Source organism: Desulfitobacterium sp. PCE1 (genome assembly GCF_000384015.1).
Lineage (GTDB): Bacteria > Bacillota > Desulfitobacteriia > Desulfitobacteriales > Desulfitobacteriaceae > Desulfitobacterium > Desulfitobacterium dehalogenans.
Genome location: NZ_KB913023.1, coordinates 1,338,433 through 1,359,650, shown reverse-complemented (window position 1 = coordinate 1,359,650; position 21,218 = coordinate 1,338,433). Strand labels below are relative to the sequence as shown.

General features: G+C 47.1%; 21 protein-coding genes, 2 riboswitches and 1 other annotated feature. Of the genes, 2 read left to right on the top strand and 19 right to left on the bottom strand.

Annotated elements, in window-relative coordinates; all coding sequences use genetic code 11:
• Positions 1-10 precede the first annotated feature (10 nt).
• Complete coding sequence (locus DESPCE1_RS0106720; RefSeq protein ID WP_172637649.1) at positions 11-910, bottom strand: nucleotidyltransferase domain-containing protein; 900 nt, start codon at positions 908-910, stop codon at positions 11-13.
• Positions 911-1,139: 229 nt separating this feature from the next.
• Between DESPCE1_RS0106720 and DESPCE1_RS0106715 the strand changes: the two genes are divergently transcribed.
• Positions 1,140-1,286 carry a small, acid-soluble spore protein, alpha/beta type gene (locus DESPCE1_RS0106715; RefSeq protein WP_014793345.1) on the top strand — a complete coding sequence of 49 codons (147 nt, stop codon included), beginning with the start codon at positions 1,140-1,142 and terminating at the stop codon, positions 1,284-1,286.
• Between the two features lie 269 nt (positions 1,287-1,555).
• Positions 1,556-1,812, top strand: a binding site (T-box leader).
• Between the two features lie 89 nt (positions 1,813-1,901).
• Positions 1,902-3,143 carry a tyrosine--tRNA ligase gene (tyrS, locus tag DESPCE1_RS0106710; RefSeq protein WP_019849910.1) on the top strand — a complete coding sequence of 414 codons (1,242 nt, stop codon included), beginning with the start codon at positions 1,902-1,904 and terminating at the stop codon, positions 3,141-3,143.
• On the opposite strand, the gene DESPCE1_RS22060 is transcribed toward tyrS, so the two are convergent.
• From DESPCE1_RS22060 to gatA, 18 genes are all read right to left on the bottom strand, one after another.
• Positions 3,088-4,230, bottom strand: a complete 1,143-nt coding sequence (locus DESPCE1_RS22060; RefSeq protein WP_019849909.1) for an ATP-binding cassette domain-containing protein — start codon at positions 4,228-4,230, stop codon at positions 3,088-3,090. The genes tyrS and DESPCE1_RS22060 overlap by 56 nt on opposite strands.
• Entirely contained in the window at positions 4,230-5,291 is a 1,062-nt protein-coding gene (locus DESPCE1_RS0106700; protein ID WP_028305480.1) for an iron ABC transporter permease, read from the bottom strand. Before DESPCE1_RS0106700 ends, DESPCE1_RS22060 begins: the two co-directional genes overlap by 1 nt.
• Positions 5,288-5,464, bottom strand: coding sequence for a hypothetical protein (locus DESPCE1_RS23665; RefSeq protein WP_084813856.1), 177 nt, complete (start codon positions 5,462-5,464; stop codon positions 5,288-5,290). Before DESPCE1_RS23665 ends, DESPCE1_RS0106700 begins: the two co-directional genes overlap by 4 nt.
• A 44-nt stretch (positions 5,465-5,508) precedes the next feature.
• Positions 5,509-6,369: a molybdopterin-binding protein gene (locus DESPCE1_RS21790; RefSeq protein WP_028305479.1), complete on the bottom strand. Its 861-nt coding sequence runs from the start codon at positions 6,367-6,369 to the stop codon at positions 5,509-5,511.
• Positions 6,370-6,409: 40 nt separating this feature from the next.
• On the bottom strand, positions 6,410-7,360 hold the full coding sequence (locus tag DESPCE1_RS21785) for a nitrogenase component 1 (RefSeq protein ID WP_242835371.1): 951 nt from the start codon (positions 7,358-7,360) through the stop codon (positions 6,410-6,412).
• Positions 7,361-7,581: 221 nt separating this feature from the next.
• The gene (locus DESPCE1_RS23660) at positions 7,582-8,304 is read right to left on the bottom strand and encodes a nitrogenase component 1 (RefSeq protein WP_242835370.1); all 723 of its coding nucleotides are present in this window, start codon (positions 8,302-8,304) and stop codon (positions 7,582-7,584) included.
• Positions 8,217-8,633, bottom strand: coding sequence for a hypothetical protein (locus tag DESPCE1_RS23655; protein WP_242835369.1), 417 nt, complete (start codon positions 8,631-8,633; stop codon positions 8,217-8,219). The genes DESPCE1_RS23660 and DESPCE1_RS23655 overlap by 88 nt, the downstream gene beginning before the upstream one ends.
• On the bottom strand, positions 8,587-8,841 hold the full coding sequence (locus tag DESPCE1_RS23650; protein ID WP_019849903.1) for a hypothetical protein: 255 nt from the start codon (positions 8,839-8,841) through the stop codon (positions 8,587-8,589). Before DESPCE1_RS23650 ends, DESPCE1_RS23655 begins: the two co-directional genes overlap by 47 nt.
• On the bottom strand, positions 8,834-9,592 hold the full coding sequence (locus tag DESPCE1_RS0106675; protein ID WP_019849902.1) for a P-loop NTPase: 759 nt from the start codon (positions 9,590-9,592) through the stop codon (positions 8,834-8,836). The genes DESPCE1_RS23650 and DESPCE1_RS0106675 overlap by 8 nt, the downstream gene beginning before the upstream one ends.
• Before the next feature lie 208 nt (positions 9,593-9,800).
• Positions 9,801-9,933: riboswitch (molybdenum cofactor riboswitch) on the bottom strand.
• 160 nt (positions 9,934-10,093) lie between these two features.
• Positions 10,094-10,789, bottom strand: a complete 696-nt coding sequence (locus tag DESPCE1_RS0106670) for a double-CXXCG motif protein (RefSeq protein ID WP_014793340.1) — start codon at positions 10,787-10,789, stop codon at positions 10,094-10,096.
• Positions 10,790-10,930: 141 nt separating this feature from the next.
• A riboswitch (cobalamin riboswitch) is annotated at positions 10,931-11,110 on the bottom strand.
• Between the two features lie 191 nt (positions 11,111-11,301).
• Positions 11,302-11,586 carry a DUF4491 family protein gene (locus DESPCE1_RS0106665; protein WP_014793339.1) on the bottom strand — a complete coding sequence of 95 codons (285 nt, stop codon included), beginning with the start codon at positions 11,584-11,586 and terminating at the stop codon, positions 11,302-11,304.
• A gap of 136 nt (positions 11,587-11,722) precedes the next feature.
• On the bottom strand, positions 11,723-13,150 hold the full coding sequence (locus DESPCE1_RS0106660; protein WP_014793338.1) for a sodium:solute symporter family protein: 1,428 nt from the start codon (positions 13,148-13,150) through the stop codon (positions 11,723-11,725).
• 96 nt (positions 13,151-13,246) lie between these two features.
• Complete coding sequence (gene larA / locus DESPCE1_RS0106655; RefSeq protein ID WP_019849901.1) at positions 13,247-14,527, bottom strand: nickel-dependent lactate racemase; 1,281 nt, start codon at positions 14,525-14,527, stop codon at positions 13,247-13,249.
• A 97-nt stretch (positions 14,528-14,624) separates the two neighbouring features.
• Positions 14,625-15,836: an NADP-dependent isocitrate dehydrogenase gene (locus DESPCE1_RS0106650; RefSeq protein WP_019849900.1), complete on the bottom strand. Its 1,212-nt coding sequence runs from the start codon at positions 15,834-15,836 to the stop codon at positions 14,625-14,627.
• Positions 15,837-15,873: 37 nt separating this feature from the next.
• On the bottom strand, positions 15,874-17,016 hold the full coding sequence (gene nifV / locus DESPCE1_RS0106645) for a homocitrate synthase (RefSeq protein ID WP_019849899.1): 1,143 nt from the start codon (positions 17,014-17,016) through the stop codon (positions 15,874-15,876).
• A 165-nt stretch (positions 17,017-17,181) separates the two neighbouring features.
• Positions 17,182-18,003 carry a methyl-accepting chemotaxis protein gene (locus DESPCE1_RS24085; protein ID WP_014793334.1) on the bottom strand — a complete coding sequence of 274 codons (822 nt, stop codon included), beginning with the start codon at positions 18,001-18,003 and terminating at the stop codon, positions 17,182-17,184.
• 256 nt (positions 18,004-18,259) lie between these two features.
• The gene (gatB, locus tag DESPCE1_RS0106635; RefSeq protein ID WP_014793333.1) at positions 18,260-19,714 is read right to left on the bottom strand and encodes an Asp-tRNA(Asn)/Glu-tRNA(Gln) amidotransferase subunit GatB; all 1,455 of its coding nucleotides are present in this window, start codon (positions 19,712-19,714) and stop codon (positions 18,260-18,262) included.
• Positions 19,714-21,189, bottom strand: coding sequence for an Asp-tRNA(Asn)/Glu-tRNA(Gln) amidotransferase subunit GatA (gene gatA / locus DESPCE1_RS0106630; RefSeq protein WP_019849898.1), 1,476 nt, complete (start codon positions 21,187-21,189; stop codon positions 19,714-19,716). The genes gatB and gatA overlap by 1 nt, the downstream gene beginning before the upstream one ends.
• Positions 21,190-21,218: the final 29 nt, after the last annotated feature.

Here is a 21,218-nt window from a genome sequence, read left to right as displayed (position 1 = left end):
GCCTTAATTTTTAAAAGAACTCTTCTCTCTCATCGGTTGTATAAAAAAGTTGCTTCATTTCTTTATCGTTGATTGAATCTCTGTATGCCAGGAGCCGCTTCCTGGCATTTTCTCTGTCTATACAAGCCCTCTCCTTCAAAACGGCTAATTTCTCAGGTATCCCGCGATCGGCAACCCTATTTTTGACCTCAGCAAACAGTGCATGGTTCCCACATAAAAATTTCCCTTCCTCCAGAACCTTTGCCGCGATCATGGATTCAAATCCTTCAAATGCCAATTGTCTCTCAACTACGGAAAGATCTTTGATAACATAATCTATTTCTTCTTTATAACTGGGATGTTTAAGTAAATAAAACTTCCACTCATAGATGGTAGAATCAAGATCTTTAATAATTTCTTCAGACAAATCTTTATAAATAATTACAATATCGAGATCTGACCCCTTGACCATTTTCCCTGTAGAAAATTCAGGTCTTGGTTCAAGATGGGCCATATCATAGGCCACATCCCCCGAAATAATAAAACATGTTTTTTCCTGAATACTTTGAGAGTCCTGTTGGGATGCTATGATTTTTTCCATGATATCCTTCGCAACTTCAAATTTATTTTTACTGATCTTCTTGATGGATTGATGGATATGGTCCGCCTTTGCATGAGCTTCCTCAGACTGTTCCTTCAAACTGACAACCGTATAGTTATAAAATTCTCTGATTATGGAGGGGGAAAGCCGGGCAAAACCTTCCACATGTTTATCCAGCCTTAGATACCTTGTTCCAATCGTGCTTAAAATAATATCGGCACACTGATTACACTCCTCCCAGAGATCAAAAATAGTTATCGCGGTTTTTTCATGGATTTCTTTGCCTGTTAGAGGTCCATGAACTTCAAGCAAACGAATAAGATTCTCCATTCTCAAAATCCTTTCAGCCATATTTTAATAAGGATTTTCCTTAATGATCCCCATTTTATTTTATGCTTTTTATCCTCTAATGTAAGGCCTTCCCTCTCCGTTTTTCAATGTTATTCCTATTTGCACTCCATAAATTTCCTGATTATTTGTCCTGAAATCGGGCAAATTAGAATTACTGGTTCAAGCCTCAAAAATCTAAACTACAAAACATCTTGGGAGGTAATCAATCATGGCAAAGTACAATTTACCAGTAGACAAAAACACGGTAGCATCTCAATTCAATGTTAACTTAGGTCCAGAGGCCACTTCCCGTCAAAATGGTTCCGTCGGAGGAGAAATGGTTCGCCGTACATTTGAAAGTTTTGGTAAAAGATAATCATTGTTGCATATAAAAGTTAACATTTAAGTTTTACATTTGTTAAAAAGAGCCTTGTTACATGAAACAGCCCTGTTCTATTAGAACAGAGCTGTTTTTTATTACATAAATTTTTTGTCCACTTTTATCTCCTTGCCCAGCTGTTTGCACAAATCAGAATTATTACTGATTAACCCTTGACAATTTTCCCTTGCTTTACTACAATATATCCTAATTTAATATCTGCATAACGAAGACTTGCAGGACTTCCTGCATTTCGGAGTATAAGAGCAAAAGCTGTGATAAGAACAAGTAGTAACCCGTACCGCAAACAGAAAGTTGCCGGATGATGAGAGGCGCTTGGCAGGCTGGTTATGAATACCTCTTTGAGCTTCACACCGAACGTTTTTAGTAGGCTGTGACGGTTTCCTGCACACGTTATAGTGCTAGAGTATCACCCATATTTATGGCGTACTCGAAAAGGCGGACAATGCGAGTTGTTCGTAAATGTAAGGTGGTAACACGGGAGCACACTCTCGTCCTTCTGGAAATGAAGGGCGGGAGTTTTTTTATTTCCCAATCTTATAGACCTTGCTTGTATTAAATAATATTTTAATCTTCAAGGAGAGTCAGCCAATGAAAACTGTAGAAGAACAATTTCGGATCATCACCAAAGGGGTCAGTATGCTGGTCAATGAGGAAGAGCTGAAAAACAAACTGGCGGAGTCCCTCAAAAACAACCGTCCCTTAATCATCAAACTGGGGCTCGACCCAAGCGCACCGGATATTCACCTAGGTCATGCCGTGGTACTGCGCAAAATCAAACAGATGCAGGACCTTGGTCACGAAGCCGTGATCATTATCGGTGATTTTACCGGAAAGATCGGCGACCCATCCGGCAAAGCGAAAGGCCGCAATGCCCTATCCGATGAACAGGTAAAGGAAAATGCCAAGACCTATTTCGAGCAGATTTTCAAAGTACTGGACAAGAAGAAAACCACAGTCCGCTATAATAGCGAGTGGCTTAGTCAACTGAATTTCGAGGATGTTCTTAAGCTTGCTGCCACAACCACAGTGGCCAGAATGATGGAACGGGATGATTTCCAAAAGCGGTTCAGCAACAATGTCCCTATCGGCATCCATGAATTCTTCTATCCTTTAATGCAGGCCTACGATTCGGTGGCTCTGAAAGCAGATATGGAGCTGGGGGGCACGGACCAGACCTTTAACATCCTGATGGGCAGAACTCTGCAGAAAGCCATGGGACAGCCTCAACAGATCGCCATGTTTATGCCCCTTCTGGAAGGATTGGACGGCGTGGAGAAAATGAGCAAGAGCCTCGGGAACTATATCGGGGTCTATGAGCCCGCCCTAGTGATGTTCAAAAAAGTCATGGAAGTTCCCGATGAACTCATTCTGAAATACTTTGAGCTGGCAACGGATGAACACCCGGACCGCATCGAAGCTTTCCGAAGGGAGCTGGCTCAGGGCAAAAATCCTCGCGATGTCAAATATGTTTTGGCGGAGATCATTACCCGGCTGTACCATACTGAGCAGGAGGTTATCCAGGCCAAGACGTTCTATGATGCTGCCTTCAGCAAAAAGGCTATTCCCGATCAGCTCCCTGAGCTTGGAGTGAAGACCCAAAGCCGGCTGATTGAGCTTATCCCCCTGCTTGTACAAAAGGGTTTTGCCACCAGCAACGGAGAATTCAGACGCTTGGTTCAGCAAGGGGGAGTACAGCTTAATCAGGAGAAGATTGAGGATTTGGATAGAGTTCTAGCCGACGGCGATGTTTTAAAAATCGGTAAAAAACGCTTTGTCAAAATTGTGTATGACATGATTCAACCCGCTGATAATCCGGCATTTCACAAGTAACCTCCAGATTCATTCCTTCCAGCACTCTGATTACCTGTTTGCGCTTATCGACCACATAGGCCCCTTCCTCAATCTTATAGACATCTATATCCGGAGCCGCAGGAGGCTCCTTTCTTGTAAGGGATACTCCGAGCAGTTGATTGCCGCCCCCTGCCAGATACCAAAGAGGGATATCATCTGTACTGTTGCCCGCAGCCAGGCAGATCTCCACATTCGGCAGTACCAGACGGGCCATAGCTGTTATCAGGGCACTATCCCAGGGTGAACAGCGGGGTCTGTCCTTATAGGGAGTTCCCGGAAAGGGCATAAAACGGGACAAACGCAGCTGATAAAGCTTTTCAAACTGTTTCATGAAGAACAAATGCTCAATTCTGTCCTCGTCGGTTTCTCCAAGTCCAAGGAGCATCATGGAGCGGCTTGGTATATCCACTTCCTCACAACATTGCAGTAGTTCACGCCGCCGTTCCAAACTATCTCCGGGTTTGGCTGCGGCAAAAACCTCCGGGGCATTGCATTCCAGAGAGCTGGTAATGCTGTCTATCCCCAGTTTCTTTAATTCCAGGATGGTCTCTTTCCGAAAAGACGGCCCCAGATTGATTTCCAGCTTTAATCCCGAACGTGCTTTAATCTTGCGCACAAGCTCCAACAGCTGTTCATCATAGCCTTCATCCAGATCGGTTCCGCCGCTGATATGGAATTGCTGAATTCCCATCTTCTCCATGGCTTCTTCAGCCAGTTTTCGGTCCCGGCTTGAGGGCCGGGCCCCCAGGGCCAGATTCGCCACCCTTCCCATCTGCACGATCTCTGCCGCTTCATATGGAAAAGCTACAGTGGTAGCCTGGGGAACATAAGCCATCAGCTCCGCCCGCTTTTTAGGGGGAATTTTATTTAAATCCAGTCCGTTCAGGGTAATCCTGCCCCTTTTCATTTTATGGAGAGAAAGGATGCACCTGAGCAGCGTTGTTTTCCCGGTTCCGTTAGGCCCCAGCAGACAGAGGATGTCATGACTGTTCAGCTCAAAGGAAATATCTTTAAGGATGATTCGCTCGGGCTGGTAATAAAAGCTTAGTTCTTTGACACTCAGCATCAGGACCACCCCTTTTTCACTCTGGACAGGAGCAGGACAAAGACGGGAGTCCCCACCATAGCGGTCAGTACGCCAAGGGGAAGTTCGACTCCCTCCACACCGCGGATAATATTATCGATGATCAGCAGGAAGATTCCCCCGATAAAAAAGGAAGCGGCAACCAATTTGGAGTAGTTGGCACCGGTAAGCATCCGGGCAATATGAGGTACAACCATGCCGATCCAGCCGATAATCCCGCAGATGCTGACCGAACAAACGGTCATCAGGGTGGAGCTGCAGACCACAATCAATTTGACCAGGGGCACATTGACCCCCATGGTGGCCGCCTCATCTTCTCCGGCAGCCAGAGCATTGATCTGATGGCGGAACAGGAAGATGAGGGCCATGGAGAGCAGCATAGCCGGCAACATGAGCAGAACATCCTGATTAGCCCCCTTGCCCAGTCCCCCCATCAGCCAGAACGTAATGGCCGGCAATTGGTTCTCCGTATCGGCTAAGGTCTTGACAATCGAAAGCAGGGACTGGAACAGACTGGAGACAACAATCCCGCCCAGGATCAGGATCGTAATCGTCTGCTTCCCAAAGACATAAGCGATCACATAAGCGGCCACCACGGCAATCATCCCAAAGGTAAATGCCGGGGTCTGAATCTGCCACCATGATCCATCGTTGATCATGGCCAAGGCCGCCCCGAAACCTGCCCCTGCCGACACTCCCAAAAGGTCCGGAGAGACCATGGGATTTTTAAATAGGGTCTGGTAAGAAGCACCGGAAACGGACAGGGCCCCTCCCACCAGAATACCGAGGGCAATCCTGGGCAAGCGCACCTGGAGGACGACGGTTTCCAGGGTGCTATCCCAATACTGGGGGATCGGCAGGAATTTGGAGAGGATAATATCCAGAACCGTCTGGGGGGGAATCGGATACCGCCCGACCAGAAAGGAGGCGAAAAACAGTACCACCGTCAAAGCGAGCAGCACCATGATTTTCACTGCGAAATACTCACTGTTTGTGTGCTTCAAGATTGATTCTCCTCTATCACTGAATGAAGTCTCGTTCAAAGATGCTCAGACCCGCAAATCAGCTCCACTTCAACCTCTTCCCCGGCTTGATATTCGTAAATACCGATGGGTGCGATCAAAAGAGCGTCCATTTGCAGCAGAGAATCGGGTAGGTTTCGGTCCCAGCCCATGGGAGTTGCTTCATAGCCCCCTTCTTTCCTATCCAAAATCAACCTGAAATAAAATTCATAATCCGGCCGCTTATGAAGGGGCTCAGTTAAACGGACTTTAAGCTTCGGCCGCCGGGGGCCGTCAGCCCATAATTATGATGGATCAGACCGGATACACACCAGTCCATGGCCAGAAAGGTGGCAAAAGTAGGTCCGGGCATATTGATCACCGGTTTCCCACCGATCATAGCAATACCCACCGGCCTGCCGGGAATAGCCCTGATACCGTGCCGGAAAAGATCGGCCTTTTTCTCAAGGAGAGCGGTATTGAAGTCCTCAGCGCCTTTGGAGGATCCGCCATTGATCAAAACCAAATCCGCAACGTTCAATGCCTTATCCAGGGCTTCCGCCAATTCCTCAGGTTTATCCTTGATGATCGGATAACAGGTCACCTCCGCTCCCCATTGCCGCAGCAAGGCACTTACCATCAGACTGTTGCTCTCGATGGTTTGACCGCGCTCCGGTTTGATTCCTGCATGGATCAGCTCACTCCCGGTGGGTATATAAATGACTTGAGGCTTTCTGATAACTTCCAGATGATAAATTCCGCCCAGAGCCAGCATAGTCAGATGCAAAGGGGTCAGCCTGACATGAGCTTCCACAATCAGGTCCCCCTGAGGAATCGCTGTCCCTGCCGCTCCTACACAATCCCCTTTTTTAAAGGTAAGACCCTTAGCCAATGCCAGTCGGCCCTCGCTGTCATAGTAAATCTCCTCCACCGGGATGACCGTATCGTACTCATCAGGAAAATCATCCCCGGTATCCGCCTGAACATAGTCAACACCTTTCACCCAGCCTGAAGTATCCGGCAGGCCGTTGCTAAAATCATTGGAGCGGACCGCGATTCCAGGCACCGAATAACAGCTCCAAAGCCTCTGCTCGGGTGACAGGTAAATGCTTTTTTTCACTCATATCTGTATCTCCTTTTCGCTTAGCTTTATTTTTCATTTAATCGCTCCAACTTAATATGGTCTTTTCAAATTCCTCGCCGATGAAAAGGGGCATATCCTGCCAATGAAGGAGGCTGGATATCGCCGGATGGGGAAGGCTATAACCCTTAAGCCCGGCTGCGGCAGGAAGGCCGAGAATCAAGGGATCAGCGATCATCCTGGTATAAATGCCGCTTCTGAGAAACTTAATCAGCTGTTTCTCGCTTTTCAGGAGGAGATCCCCAGGCAATGCCAATTCCGGCTCCAGGCCAAAAAAACTGGCTACGGTAATGCTCTGCCCACAACCGGCTTGCCGGAGAGCGGCCCGAAGGGAATTGGCCACGATCTGATCTCCGATGATCAACAAGGCTCCCGCTTTATCGGCCACCGGCAAATCTCCGCCGGCTTCTGCCACGGCGCCCTTGATAACACGATTTTGCTTATCCGCCGCCGTCTGACGTAAAGCCTCCAATACAACCCGGCCGTGCTTCATCCCCAAAGGAGCTGCAGCTACATAGGAAATACCATAGTTTGTGTAGAGATACCGGGCAGCCGCCCAACCAGACTGGGATACCACCAGATTGACCTCCGCAGAAGCGGCACGCCGAACCTGATCCAGCTCCGTCTGCATCCAAAAACTGCCGTTAATCCGGAAGCCGTTATCTTCCAGAAGACGAATCAGATCCCTACCGTTATCGTTGGCCGAGAAATCCAGCGGAGTCAGGCCCAGAATATTTACATGTTTGGAAGCTGTTGAGATTCCGGAAACGGCGAATCGCTTGAGCAGTTTTAAATGGGCGGCAGAAATTCCCTTATTGTAATAGGAAAATCCCGTGGTAGCAAAGCCTAATGCCGCAAAACCACTGCGCGCCTCAATTTCCCGGGCGATCCCGTTCATATCCCTGCCGATGATCGCCGGCACGGGGCTGCCCGGCAATGAATTCCGGCTTGAGCTTCTGCGCCGCTTCAATGGTCTGGCTGATCAGCCGTTCTTCATCCCCGAGCACAGCTTCAATGGTTCTCAGATTCGAGCCAAAGGTACTGCGCGTGCTTTCCGTCCAGCGGGGTTCATCTTAGGTGACATAATTGCGGGTACAGCATGAGGCGTCATCAATGATGATCAAACAGTTCAGTTCAAGAGCGTGGAACAGGCTCCGGAATAATCACTGGCAAAAGGCGGGAGATAGATGGCTAACCGTTCCATGGACGCTCGCTCCCCTCATCTCTGTTCTCCTTCAGGTCTCCCCAATCCGCTGCCCTGGCGACAGCTTCTCCCATAAGCTTCATCAGCTTGCGAATACCGTGAAACCCATAAAAGGACTCATCATTAAACACATCCACAAAATACCTGGCCTTCAGCAAAAAGGCTCCATCATAACCGATAGCCATGTACTCCTGGTCCAAACCATAGCCGGATACGGCTTTGATGCCCTCACGGTTTATGATGGTGACCTGGGGGCAATGGTCGGCCAACCATTTCCGTTCTTCATAATCATCCCTGGGAGAATGGGGTGCGAAGACTGCCCTCACCTGAAAGCCATAGCCCAGAAGGGCTTTAGCCAGAGCAAAGGGCCGCATGGAAGCGGACGAATCCACAACAACCGGGATATCTCCCACCCTTTCCCTGATTACCACGATAGCTAATTGAGTCTGCAAGATCTCCTGGCGAAAATCTGGGCAAGGCTTGCCCAATAAGCCGGCCAGATTGTAATAATGCCGAAGGACTTCATCCAGCTCATAGGAAGGGGGATTGAAATAATAAGGAATGTCCAGCTTTTCCGCCATGCTTTGAGCAGCAACCAAGCCCATGGGCACTAGTACCAGGTTCAGCCGACTGGCCTCCATCTTTTGATATTCCTCAAACGTCCGACAAGCAAAAAGCTCCCGTACTGTCTTAATCCCCCAGTCCGCCAAAAGGTCAAAGAGCTCGCTCTCCTGATCAAGAGAAACATAATTGCCGATTTTAGATTAATACCTTCGTCCTTTTCCTCGGTGTATTCCAGCAGCTCATACATCTGATTATGCTTGCGCATGCCCTGGGATATTTTTTCATCGGCCGCCACGGGATTGATATGGCAGACTGTGAAATGAAGTCCGGGAAAACGGCTTTTGAGCTCTCGCAAAAGTGCTTTTTCATCGGTACCCAGGAAATCATCGATACAATTAAAGTAAAGCACAAAGGCCTTAGGCGCCGGCTCAAGTACCTCCAGAAGCTCTTCCACCGCAGCCGATATTCTCAACATATTGTCCGGAAACCGCATCCTCTTCCCCGATATATAAAAAGGAGAGAAACTCTTTTTCCCCGTTTTGCAGGGCACGTATAGCGTTGCGGCGGCCGCAGGCCGTGGGGCATATATGGAGACTATGGCTCTCCGGAATGCGCAGAATAGTCTTAGGTCTGCTCCGGTTGGGAATATAATAGAGAAGATTATTTTGCACCCCCTTACTCATGACCGCATACCTCAATAAAACGCCGGGCCAAAGTGTGGTAACTTTGAGCGATCTCCGTTTCGGGAAATAACTCCATGACTGTCTTGCCCTGCTCTTCCCCTCTCTGTATCTCAGCCGCCCGGGGGATAACGGAAATGAGCTCACCCTGGGTTTCCGCCGCCAGCTGCTGCACCAGCTCCATCTCCTTGTCCACATTGCGCCGGTTCAGAATCAGCCCCCCGTAACGGGCATAATCCCGGTTGCGGAAATTGGCCAAAGCCGCGGCGATATTGGACGCTGCGTACATGGACATCCTCTCTCCCGAGGTAATTATAAAAACCTCATCCGTATATTCTCCCCGTAAAGGCATGGCGAACCCGCCGCAGACCACATCCCCCAGCACATCGTAAAGCACAATATCCGGTTGGTAGACTTCATATGCCTTCATTTCCGCCAAGGTATCAAAGGCGGTGATAATTCCCCGTCCGGCACAGCCGATACCCGGCATGGGACCGCCGGCTTCCACACAAAGAACTCCGTTATATCCCTCTTGCACAAAGTCGCACACCTGCAGGTCATCCCGTTTGCTGCGCACCAGCTCCAATACGGTTTGAATAGGCCTCCCTCCGGTCAACATTCTTGTGGAATCCGCCTTGGGATCGCAGCCGATCTGCATCACTTTATAACCCATCTCACTCAAGGCAACCGCCAAATTGGATGTGGTAGTGGATTTGCCAATCCCTCCTTTGCCGTAAATAGCTGCTCTGATCATTTTTTATGCACTCCTTATCCGGTGGAATTTCTCCCGCACATTCCTGCCGTTATTTTGGTTCAAATTTGACAGCAGTCAAATCAGTTGGCGACTACGCTGCCTGATCTGTTCGCCATAGTTTTCTCCTATAAAGAAAAAAAGCGGCTTGCCTTTCTAAAAGCAAACCGCCCGATAGCGAAAACAACAAAAGCCAGAGCCGACTCTGTCAAATTTGTCCTTTCTGCTTCCTTTTCATAAGTGAAGGCCAGCTGGTTTCCTAACTGACCCCGTGAGCGGTTTGCTCAGGCTCTTCCGTCATGAGAGATTCTTTTAGACGAATGAGCTCGGAAACTATTCAGTTTTGTCTTTATGCTAATAATCGGACAATCCGAAATTTTAATTCCCGATGTTTCTTCCCACAAACATAAATAACATAAATCAACAGAAAAATAAACATCCTGATTTTATTTTACATTATATCTAGTTATGTTAGGTTATCTTCCGCCCAGTTATGCAGCAGCCTCAAAGCACTACAATCTCAGTAAACATCAATCCTGTCAGCTCGTGTCTTTGATAGGCTTCAACAAATCTTTCAGAGCAATAGATATTAACACCGTAGCCCTTGGCCCTGAACAGATCTATTCCATTGAGAGACTCCCCCCTCAAAAAAAGGCTATCTCTCGATTCAATCCGCTCCTTGCTCTCGGCAAGGTATGTTTCATAGCCGCATTCCGAGCAACTATCGAGCAGAATAATGTTTGATTTTCTATAAAGTTCGGCGCACACATCAACATGAAGTTTGTAATAGGCAGGCGGGACTGTGGGTATTTTATTGACCCGGGTACCATGGCGCCGGAGCTCCTTGAGTTGCATATCAGTTAAATCATTGAAGGATAGCACAGGGGCTTTCTCTAGTCTATAGCCCGTAATCTTTTCTCTTTCCAGAACGTCTTTAGCTTTCTCTGAAATATGATTAATATAAAACCAGAGAAAATCAGGATAATTATCATTAGACAAAACAATAGGGGTATCTGTTCCAAAGTCATGCATTACGCTTTTTTTCCATTCTCTCTGGCATTTGGAGCAAAGAATCCATTTTCTTGGCCATTCGGTTACACTTAACCCATAGGCGTATTTTTTCTTGTTTCCTTCATCAATTTCTAAACAATAATATCGCATCTCATCACCTTCAATATATACTTTATGGACATCAACCATTTCTGGTGCTCCCTATAAGTTAAGCTTCTTAAATAATAAAAAAGAGCCGATGAATTCGGCTCCGGCAAACATCATGTAAAAAGGCAAAGATGTAATATCATACTACCCTTAAATTCGCCACACTTGTTCCCTCCCCGAAAACTTGTGCTTCTGGAATAGGGCAGGTATCCTGACTTGAACTCATCCTCATCCCTTGCCTTCCCGGCTTCGACCAGTGGATCCTCTAAGGGACTCGTCCTTCATACAGTAGCGGGGCTGTCCCGGCTTCGCACCGGAGTTCACTATTAATGCCATTAAGCAACCCTATTCCGCATCGTATTTAGCTGTTTTCCTTAACTTTCCCCTATAACCAGATTATAACAAGTACCCCCGTAAGTCAACAGAATATTTTGACACTTCACGGAAGTTCTATCGATTTAAAAATATTTTGCCCACAATAAAAGCATCCCCTATAAATAGGAAAATCCAGCAGCCCAAATTATACATCGATGCATAATTTGACCTCTTTTCCTTCACTTTCTGTTCGGATTGCTTGGAAACCAGCCTTTTTTCACCCGTTTTTCCTGCTCAAGAATTTCATGGATACTCCAGAGACAGGAGAAGCCTGTCACACTGACGATTGCGGAAAGCATATTATTCGTGATGAATAGAGAAGCGCCGATCAGTACCACCCCTGCGACCAAGAATAAGGGCCAGATCCTTTTTCCGAAATAGTACTCTCCCTTGATAACGATGGGATGAAAGACACCGATGATGATAAAAACCATGATTCCTATGATCACACCCTGAAAACTCATCTAAATCCCCTCCTATGTACCCTAGAAGTTTATTTTAATCCCATAACTCCCTTTTGTCACTAGCCTGTCACTCTGGATCTCCTAATAATAAAACCGAGGCATAGCCCCGGCTTTATACACATACAACGATCCAGCTCTACTTTGCAATTTGTCCTAATACAGAAGCCTCTTTATTTCCTGTTTGAATGGGCTGTCGATCAAAAATAGGCACCAATAAAAACGTAATTAAACAGACAATCCACTCCAGATAAATCACATGAGGGAACACCCTTATGACCGGGATAAATTGCCATAAAATAATTGCCGCAATCCCCACGAGATTCGTATAAAAAGCTGAACTCCTCCGGGCAAGCCCCGGCGCAAAAACAGTAAACAGGAATACAACGGTAAAAGCTGTGGTCAGGCTAAGTCCGATCATAATCGTCTTCAGAATCCCACTGATCGTCAAAGCTAAAGTAAAGGTCAGTACACCTAAAGCGATCACCGAAAACTTTGTCACCCACATTAAATGCTTCTCATCGCTATCCGGACGTAAAAAGCGTTTATAGATATCCTGGGAAAATAAGGTGGCGGAACCTAATAATAAACTTCCTGCTGTAGATACATCCGCAGCCCAAAGAGCGGCAAGGGTGATTCCGGCAAGTATCGGAGGCTGCGACATAATCATTTGGGGCAGCGCCAGGGTTGCACTCATATCCGGATACATTCCCTTGGCAGCAATTCCCATCAAGGCGGCGAGAAAACCTATGGGCAGCATCAAAAGCCCCCCAATGACAAACCCATTCCGTGCTGTCTTCGCATCCTTGGCACTTAAGGAAATCTGTACTGTACCTTGAATGGACATGGTTTGCGTGATCATCACGGCAAACCAGCCGGCAATGACAATCCAGCCCAGACCATCCACCCAATGAAAATACGGGACCTCTTGGGGAAGCTTCACAGCGATCTGTGCAATCCCACCTTGGTTCATGAGAGTGGAAATGGTCGCCACAGCAATTCCCAGATAGATCAAAACCACATTTAAGATATTCGAAATACCGGCGGACCACATTCCTCCGACGAAGGTAATTCCAATAAAAACAATGGCACTTATAATGATTCCCGACTGCAGCGTAAACACGGAAGGGAGCAAGGAGGCCAGGATCGCTCCGCCGGCAAGGTATTGCAGGGATGTTATGACCAGTTGAATGGTAATTTGACTGAGTACACAGATCACCCGGCCTTTAACATCATAGAACTTCTCAAACATCTCGGGAACTGTAGTGATATTCATACTACGGTATTTGGCGGCAGCCAACATTCCCATACAGATCGCCCCTGCACCCCAGGCCACATTATACCAGCCGGCAGCAAGTCCCACATTATAGGCCTGTTCCGCCACACCAATGGTCGAAGCCCCGCCGATGGCTAAACCTGTAATCAATACGGCAATGAGAGGAGTCGTCATCTGACGACCGGCAAGGAGGAATCCTTCCGTTCCCTTGGCGCGTTTAGAGGCATAAACACTAATTCCAAATAACGCAATAATATAAAGAATTACAATCAGCAAAGGTATATTGAACATCTCGCCACCATCCTACTAAAGTTAATTTGAAAGTATAAGATTTAATTTTCTTCCAAGTCCCTACTGAACTTCTGTACTTCACTTTTTATACTACAATTAGTTACCCTTTTGGTACAAAGGTATGGTTGCCCCCCCATAGGGCATTAAAATTACATCTTGTTTTTCCTGATCAATTTGAGCCAATTTTATGGCCTCTTGAAATGAATTGACCCCGATTACTCCCATGGGTTTGACCAACTTCGGCTCAATCTCCGAGTAGAGAATGACTTTTGCCTTACGGGCTGATTCCACTGCGGCATAGAAGATATATCCAGGAATGGTAAAGTTCTTGCGCAGCTCTGGATCAAGGACTTTTTCCTTAAGGGGCTCATTCCATCCGAAAAACTCATCTGCGCCGGCCCCTTCCCGGCACTCAGCCAGAATAAGAATCGTACCGCCGGGCTTGACGGCAAGAGCCGCATTAAATAAGGTTTTGGTACTCTGATAGAGAGAAATATCTTTAGGGAAGCCCCCACAGCTGGCAATGACGAGATCAGCCTTCTTCTCAATCGGTACTCCATAATTCTCATCAGCCCATGCACAGCCTTCTTCCCAAGCTTTTAGCCAGTGTCCGGCCACAAATTTAGCAATCCGGCCATCCGTATGGATAATGGTGTTAATGAGGAATTCAGGATTGACAAAGCGTGTCGCATCAACCATATCTTCATGCAAAGGGTTATCGATAAGTGCTCCTACCCCGATCAATGGATTGGATTGCTCTGCATTGGGATCCAAGGAATGCAAATGGTTTTGAGCAATGGTCTTCCGGCTTGCTACCCCTGGAAGAATGGACTTGCGCCCACCGCCGAAGCCTGCCATCAGGTGATGAACAATTCCTCCGGTGAGAATCACCTTCCGGTCCACAACGAAGCGGTTGACAACCACTTCCGTTCCCCGAGGAGTTGTTCCCACATGTACCATTTCGGAATGGTCGCAGTCATGATCCACCACCTCAATTCGTGAATACACCTCCTCTCCGACAATCTTCTTTTTCTCCTCAGGAGTTTGTCCCCGGTGAGTTCCGGTAGCCGTTAGGATAAGGATATCCTTATCCGGAATGCCTAAGGTATTCAATCGATTCACAACCGTGGGCAGATATTCATGAAGCTTTACCAGACGTGTGATATCACTGACGACAATCGTAACCTGATCCCCTGCCTTAAACAAGGTATTGAAAGACGGAGAGGCGATGGGAGTATCGAGAACCCTCTCGATTTCCTTCACCACATCCTCTAAAGGCTGAATATCTTTGGCCTGGAGCTCCTGGATGACATTCTGCGGATTGAGTAGAAACTCCTGATACCCTTCACCGTATTTAAACCGATATTCCTTTTTCATAAGTTTCCCTCCCTATGCACCATATACTGATTCAAATAAGCCGCGATAAGGGAAAGGCCCCATATCTCGGTGAGATATGGGAACCTTCCCTCTTTTCCTATGAGCGGATAGTATCAAGAGTTTTCTTAATCTCTTCGAGGAAACTTTTTGTGTTTACAGTTTTTATATTGGGCAACTCAGAGATCAGTGCCAGATCTTTGGTCATAATTCCAGCTTCTATGGTCTTTAAGGAGGCTTCCTCTAATTGTCTGGCAAAATCAACCAAATCCTTCAAATCATCCAACTCTCCACGCTTTTTAAGGGCGCCCGTCCAGGCAAAAATGGTGGCGATGGGATTCGTTGATGTCTCTTCCCCTTGGAGATGCTTGTAATAGTGACGAGTGACGGTACCATGGGCCGCTTCATATTCGAAATATCCCTCCGGGGAAACCAGGACGGAGGTCATCATGGCCAGACTTCCAAAGGCCGTGGCCACCATGTCCGACATCACATCCCCATCATAATTCTTACAAGCCCAGATGTACCCGCCTTCTGAGCGGATGACTCGGGCGACGGCATCGTCAATGAGGGTGTAGAAATATTCCAATTGAGCCTCGTCAAAGCGTTCCTTATATTCCTTGTCATAGATTTCCTGGAAGATATCCTTAAAGGTATGATCGTATTGCTTGGAGATGGTGTCTTTGGTAGAAAACCAAAGATCCTGATTGACATCCAGTGCGTAATTAAAACAAGCCCGGGCAAAACTCTCAATGGAATGATCAAGGTTATGCATTCCCATCAGGATTCCCTTACCTTCAAAGTCATAGATGGTCTGACGCGATTCTTCCCCATGTTCACCTGAGAAAACAAGCTCAGCCTTGCCTGGACCACCTACCCGATACTCCACATTTCTATAGATATCTCCATAGGCATGACGAGCGATGGTAATGGGTTTCTTCCAAGTGGTGACTAAGGGCTTGATCCCTTCCACAAGAACGGGAGCACGAAAGACCGTTCCATCGAGAAGGGCCCGGATGGTTCCGTTGGGACTCTTCCACATTTGCTTTAGATTGTATTCTTCCACCCGCTGTGCATTGGGTGTAATCGTAGCACATTTAACCGCTACCCCATATTTCTTGGTGGCCAAAGCTGCATCAATGGTGATCTGGTCATCGGTTTCGTCCCGTTTCTGCAGTCCCAGATCATAATACTCAGTCTTCAATTCAATGTAGGGATGAAGCAGGATTTCCTTGATATAGTCCCAGATAATCCGGGTCATTTCATCTCCGTCCATCTCCACCAAGGGGAAATTCATTTGAATTTTAGTCATGGCTTCCTCCTTATATTAAAATTACTTATGGGTTAGGTTAATAATCTCCTTGTTCCCTAAGCAAATCTTCGTAAATATACATAAGCTCCTTATCAAAGAGGGAGCGCTTCATATCCACAGCAAAAGCTCTTACCCGGGCAAGAAGCTCATCGGCTTCTTCATCCGTAATCTCTTTACCGTATTCATTCCGGAACTTAGCTTTGATGGCGGCAGTTCCCGAGTGTTTACCAATAACAATCTGACGCTCTAAGCCTACTTCCTCCGGTTTAAACACTTCGTAGGTGAGGGGGTTTTTCAACGCTCCATCCGCGTGGATCCCTGACTCATGAGCAAACATGTTACTGCCCACGATGGCCTTCCAAGCAGGAACAGAACGTCCTGATGCTCTCGCCACAAATTCTGAGACCTCTACAAAACGCCCTGTGGCAAACTTCAGATCGACTCCTGCCAAATACTTCAGCGCCATGACAACTTCCTCTAGGGCTGCATTGCCGGCCCGCTCTCCCAAACCGTTGACAGTTACCCCAATATGGCTGGCCCCCGCTTTTACCCCGGCTAGAGCGTTGGCGGTTGCCATACCAAAGTCATTGTGAGTATGCATCTCTATATCAATATCGATGGTTTCTTTTATCTTTGTAATTCGTTCAAACGTCGTGAAAGGCTCAAGAATCCCCACCGTATCACAATAGCGGAGCCGGTCTGCCCCCGCCTCTTTGGCCAGACGGGCAAATTCCAGGAGAAAATCCATATCGGAACGGGAGGCATCCTCAGCATTCACTGATATATAAAGCCCATTTTTCTTGGCAAATTCGGTGGCCTTAACCATTCTTGCCAGCACATCTTCCCGCGTGGTCATCAGCTTATGTTCGATATGAATGTCCGAAGTAGAAATCGATATAGCAACAGCATCGCATCCACAATCCATAGATTTTTCAATGTCCGCTATCACAGCCCGGTTCCATCCCATAATACTGGCCTTCAAGTTCATCTTAACAATATCACGGATGGCCTTTTGCTCATCTCCACCCATGACCGGAACCCCAGCTTCAATCTGATGGACACCGAGATCATTCAGCATCCGGGCAATCATCAGTTTTTCCTGATTAGAAAATACTACTCCTGCAGTCTGTTCTCCATCCCGCAATGTCGTGTCCACGATGGTTAATGTTCTTTCTTCCACGACTATTTCAGCTCCTTGCATTTTTAGCAAATATTCATCGACCTTAATACTAACACAATCTAGAAATTTGTGAACTATTTTACCCCAACAAATACTGTATACTTTGTCGAATAACTAAAACAAAACTTCCTTTCAGATTATACTCCAGAAAGGAAGCCCGATTGCTTATAACTTTGCTGCGAAGTCCTTTAATTTTAACCCTACATTGCGCAGCTCATCGATCGTTGCTGTATTTTCCTGAATCGCAGCCGCTTGCTGCTGGGAGATCGCTCCAGACTCCTCGGCGGATAGGATCATATTCTTTACTGCAGATGAAATCGCCTCAATGATGACCCTGACCTGCTCTGTTGAATGTTTACTCTCATCAGCTAATTTGCGGATTTCCTGTGCGACTACACCAAACCCGCGTCCATACTCTCCGGCCCTCGCGGACTCGATCGCCGCATTTAATCCCAGCAAATTGGTCTGATTGGATATGGATTTGATCGAATTGATAATGACTTCTGTTTCGCTAATTTTCTTATCGGATAATTGTGCCTTTTCTGTAAGTGCTTGCCCGACTTCTGCCAGCCTTGCTGCCCCACTGGCAATCTCATTCATCGCCTCAGCCATTTGGTCCAAAGTATCTGCTAATTGCTCAGCCACTTGATAGACATCCTGCTGCTTTTTTCGGCCTGTAGCACATAATATGGTACCTACGGGATTTTTATTTTCATCGAGAATCGGGATGTTCACCCCTTTAAATGGCATGCCGTCACGAACATTAAAGGATGTTTTTCTTTTCTCCTTCATGCACTTTTCCGTGGCTTTTCCCCATACCTTGCTCCCCACAGTGATGCCAATCTGTAAATCGGGACCTTCCGCAACTTGTAAGTAGTTTTCGCCATCCGTGACATATAACGCCATATCTTCAGGTAGAGACTTAACGATATGAGGCAAAACGCCAATCAGAGCCTGCAGCGCTTCCTGCCCTTTCAATACTTCCATCTTCTTTCCTCCAGACTTCGAAAGTGAACCACTTCGACAGCTTTGACGTCATAATAGGCCTTTGCAATCTTAGATCAATTACCAAGTACTATTTAAAATCACCACCATTTTACTATGGTTTTACAAAGGAAACAATCTTCTCATTGATTAATTATTTTGAAACTTCAAATTAAATAACTTCTTGCATAAAAAAGGCTTTCTTCCCAAATGTCTGGAAAGAAAGCTTTATCGATCAACAATTCTCTAAATTCTACTCTTAAACCTTCGCTAGCTGTTCCTTGAGCAGGGTATTGACCACACCGGGGTTAGCCTGGCCTTTGGTGGCTTTCATCATCTGACCGACAAGGAAGCCCATAGCTCTCTCCTTACCGGCTTTATAGTCTTCCACCGATTGAGGATGAGCGGCAATCACTTCATCTACCAGTTTCAGTAAGGCATCTGTATCGCTGATTTGTGCCAAGCCCTTCTCTTGAACAATGACTTGCGGATCCTTCCCAGATTCAAACATTTCTTCAATCACAGTTTTGCCGATCTTACCGCTGATAGCTCCTTTCTCAATCAGAGTCAGGAGCTCAGCCAGTTGAGATGGCCGAACGGGGGATTCTTCCACACTGATTTGTTTCGCATTGAGGAGGCGGGCGAACTCCACCATGACCCAATTCGCCAAGGTCTTGGCATCTTCATAATTCTTCAGAGCTTCATCAAAAAAGTCCGATATCGCCTTAGACAAAGTAAGTACTCCTGCATCATACTCCGTCAATCCTAAAGACTTATAACGTTCCCGACGTGCAGCGGGCATTTCCGGAAGGGTCTGGCGAATTTCCTCCACCCACTCCCTCTCGATAACCAGGGGCACCAGATCCGGTTCAGGGAAATAGCGGTAATCATGGGCCTCCTCTTTTGAACGCAAGGAAAGGGTGACTCCTTTTCCCTCATCCCATGTCCGGGTTTCCTGAATGATGCTTTTCCCCTGATCTAAAAGTCGGGCTTGGCGCTCAGTCTCATATTCCAGGCAGCGCCGTACAGAGCTGAAGGAATTGAGATTCTTCGTTTCGGTCCGGATGCCAAACTCCTTCTGCCCGTGCGGACGCAAGGACACATTAATATCAAAGCGGACCGAACCTTGTTCCATCCGGCAGTCGGAGACTTCGGTGTATTGAATGGTCCGCACCAATTCTTCCAAGAAGCTCACCACTTCGGAAATAGAACGCATATCCGGTTCCGATACAATCTCCAAGAGAGGCACTCCGGTCCGGTTGTAATCAACAAACGACTCATCGGAGGTGGAAATGGTGGCACCGCTATGAACCAGCTTTCCGGCATCATCTTCCATATGGGCGCGGGTTATTCCCACCTGTTTTTTTTCTCCGCCCACTTCGAATTCCAACCAGCCCTTTTTGCAGATAGGCAGATCATACTGGGATGTCTGAAAATTCTTCGGTGCATCTGGATAAAAGTAATTTTTACGATCGAATTTAGAAAAGTCGGCAATCTCGCAATGTAAAGCCAGACCAGCTTTGATGGCCAGATTGACCACTTCACGATTGAGGACCGGCAGTACCCCAGGCAACCCCAGACAAACGGGACAGACATGGGTATTTTGCTCTCCCCCAAACTCGGTGGAGCAGTTGCAAAAGATCTTGGTCTTAGTAGCCAGCTCAACATGGACTTCCACTCCGCAGACCATTTCATAACGTTCAAAGATACTCATTACCGCGCCCCTCCTTTGCTTAAGCTTGGTTTCCTGGTATGGAAGGCGGTGTTTTTCTCGAAGGCGTAGGCTGTCTTATAAAGAATTCCTTCAGCAAAATGTTTCCCCATCAGCTGCATACCCACCGGCAATCCATCCACAAAGCCTGCCGGAATGGATAGGGCCGGGATTCCGGCTAAATTAATGGGGACAGTACATACATCGGATAGATACATGGTGAGAGGATCTCCGGATTTCTCCCCGATGCGGAAAGCTGGAGTAGGCGCTGTAGGTGAAAGGAGCACATCAAACTTATCAAAAGCCTGTTGAAAGTCCTGAACGATTAGGGTCCTTACCTTTTGAGCCTTCAGATAATAGGCGTCATAATACCCGGCACTTAAGGCATAGGTGCCCAGCATGATCCGGCGCTTAACTTCTGATCCGAAACCTTCTGCCCGGGTTTTGCAGAACATCCCGATGACATCTTCCGCCGATTCGGCCCGATGTCCATAGCGAACCCCATCATAACGGGCTAAGTTGGAGCTGGCTTCTGCCGTAGCAATCAAATAATAAGCCGGCATAGCATATTCTGTATGCGGTAAGGAGCATTCTTCAACGATAGCTCCCAGACTTTCATAGGTGCGAAGGGCTTCCCGAATGACCTCTTCGACATGGGGATCCATCCCCTGCCCAAAGTACTCCTTAGGCACACCGATTCTTAAGCCCCGAATATCTTCGGTTAAAAATTGAGTATAATCTGGTTTCTCAAATGGCACTGAAGTGGAATCTTTAGGATCATGCCCTGCAATAGCATTGAGCACTAAAGCATTATCGCGAACAGTTTTCGTCACCGGTCCGATTTGATCCAGGGAAGAAGCATAGGCAATAAGCCCGTAGCGAGACACTACTCCATAGGTAGGCTTTAAGCCCACGACACCGCAGAAAGCTGCCGGTTGACGAATCGATCCCCCTGTGTCCGAGCCTAAGGAGTAGACTGCTTGGTCTGCGGCTACAGAAGCCACAGAGCCTCCCGAAGAACCTCCAGGTACCCGTTCCAAATCCCAGGGATTACGGGTGGCGAAAAATCCGGAGTTCTCAGTAGAAGAGCCCATGGCAAACTCATCCATATTGAGCTTTCCTAAGAGAATGGCTCCAGAATCATTCAGCTTCTCAGCCACGGCAGCATTATAGGGCGGAATAAAGTTCTCCAGGATTTTAGAGGAACAGGTTGTGCGAATTCCATCTGTGCAAAGATTATCTTTCAGAGCCATCGGAATTCCCTCTAAAACTCCAAGCTTCTCTCCCCGGGCTAATTTTTCATCCACAGTCTTCGCTTGGGAAAGTGCCTCTTTTTTAGTAACCGTGATAAATGCTCTAATATCAGGATCTACAGCTTCAATTCTATCCAAAAAACCTTGGGTAAGCTCAGTTGTACTGATTGCCCTGCTTTCTAATAGCTCATGCAGTTCGCCAATGGTTAGCCCTGTCATTTCCATGAAGTTCCTTTCTCCTTTGCTACACTAAA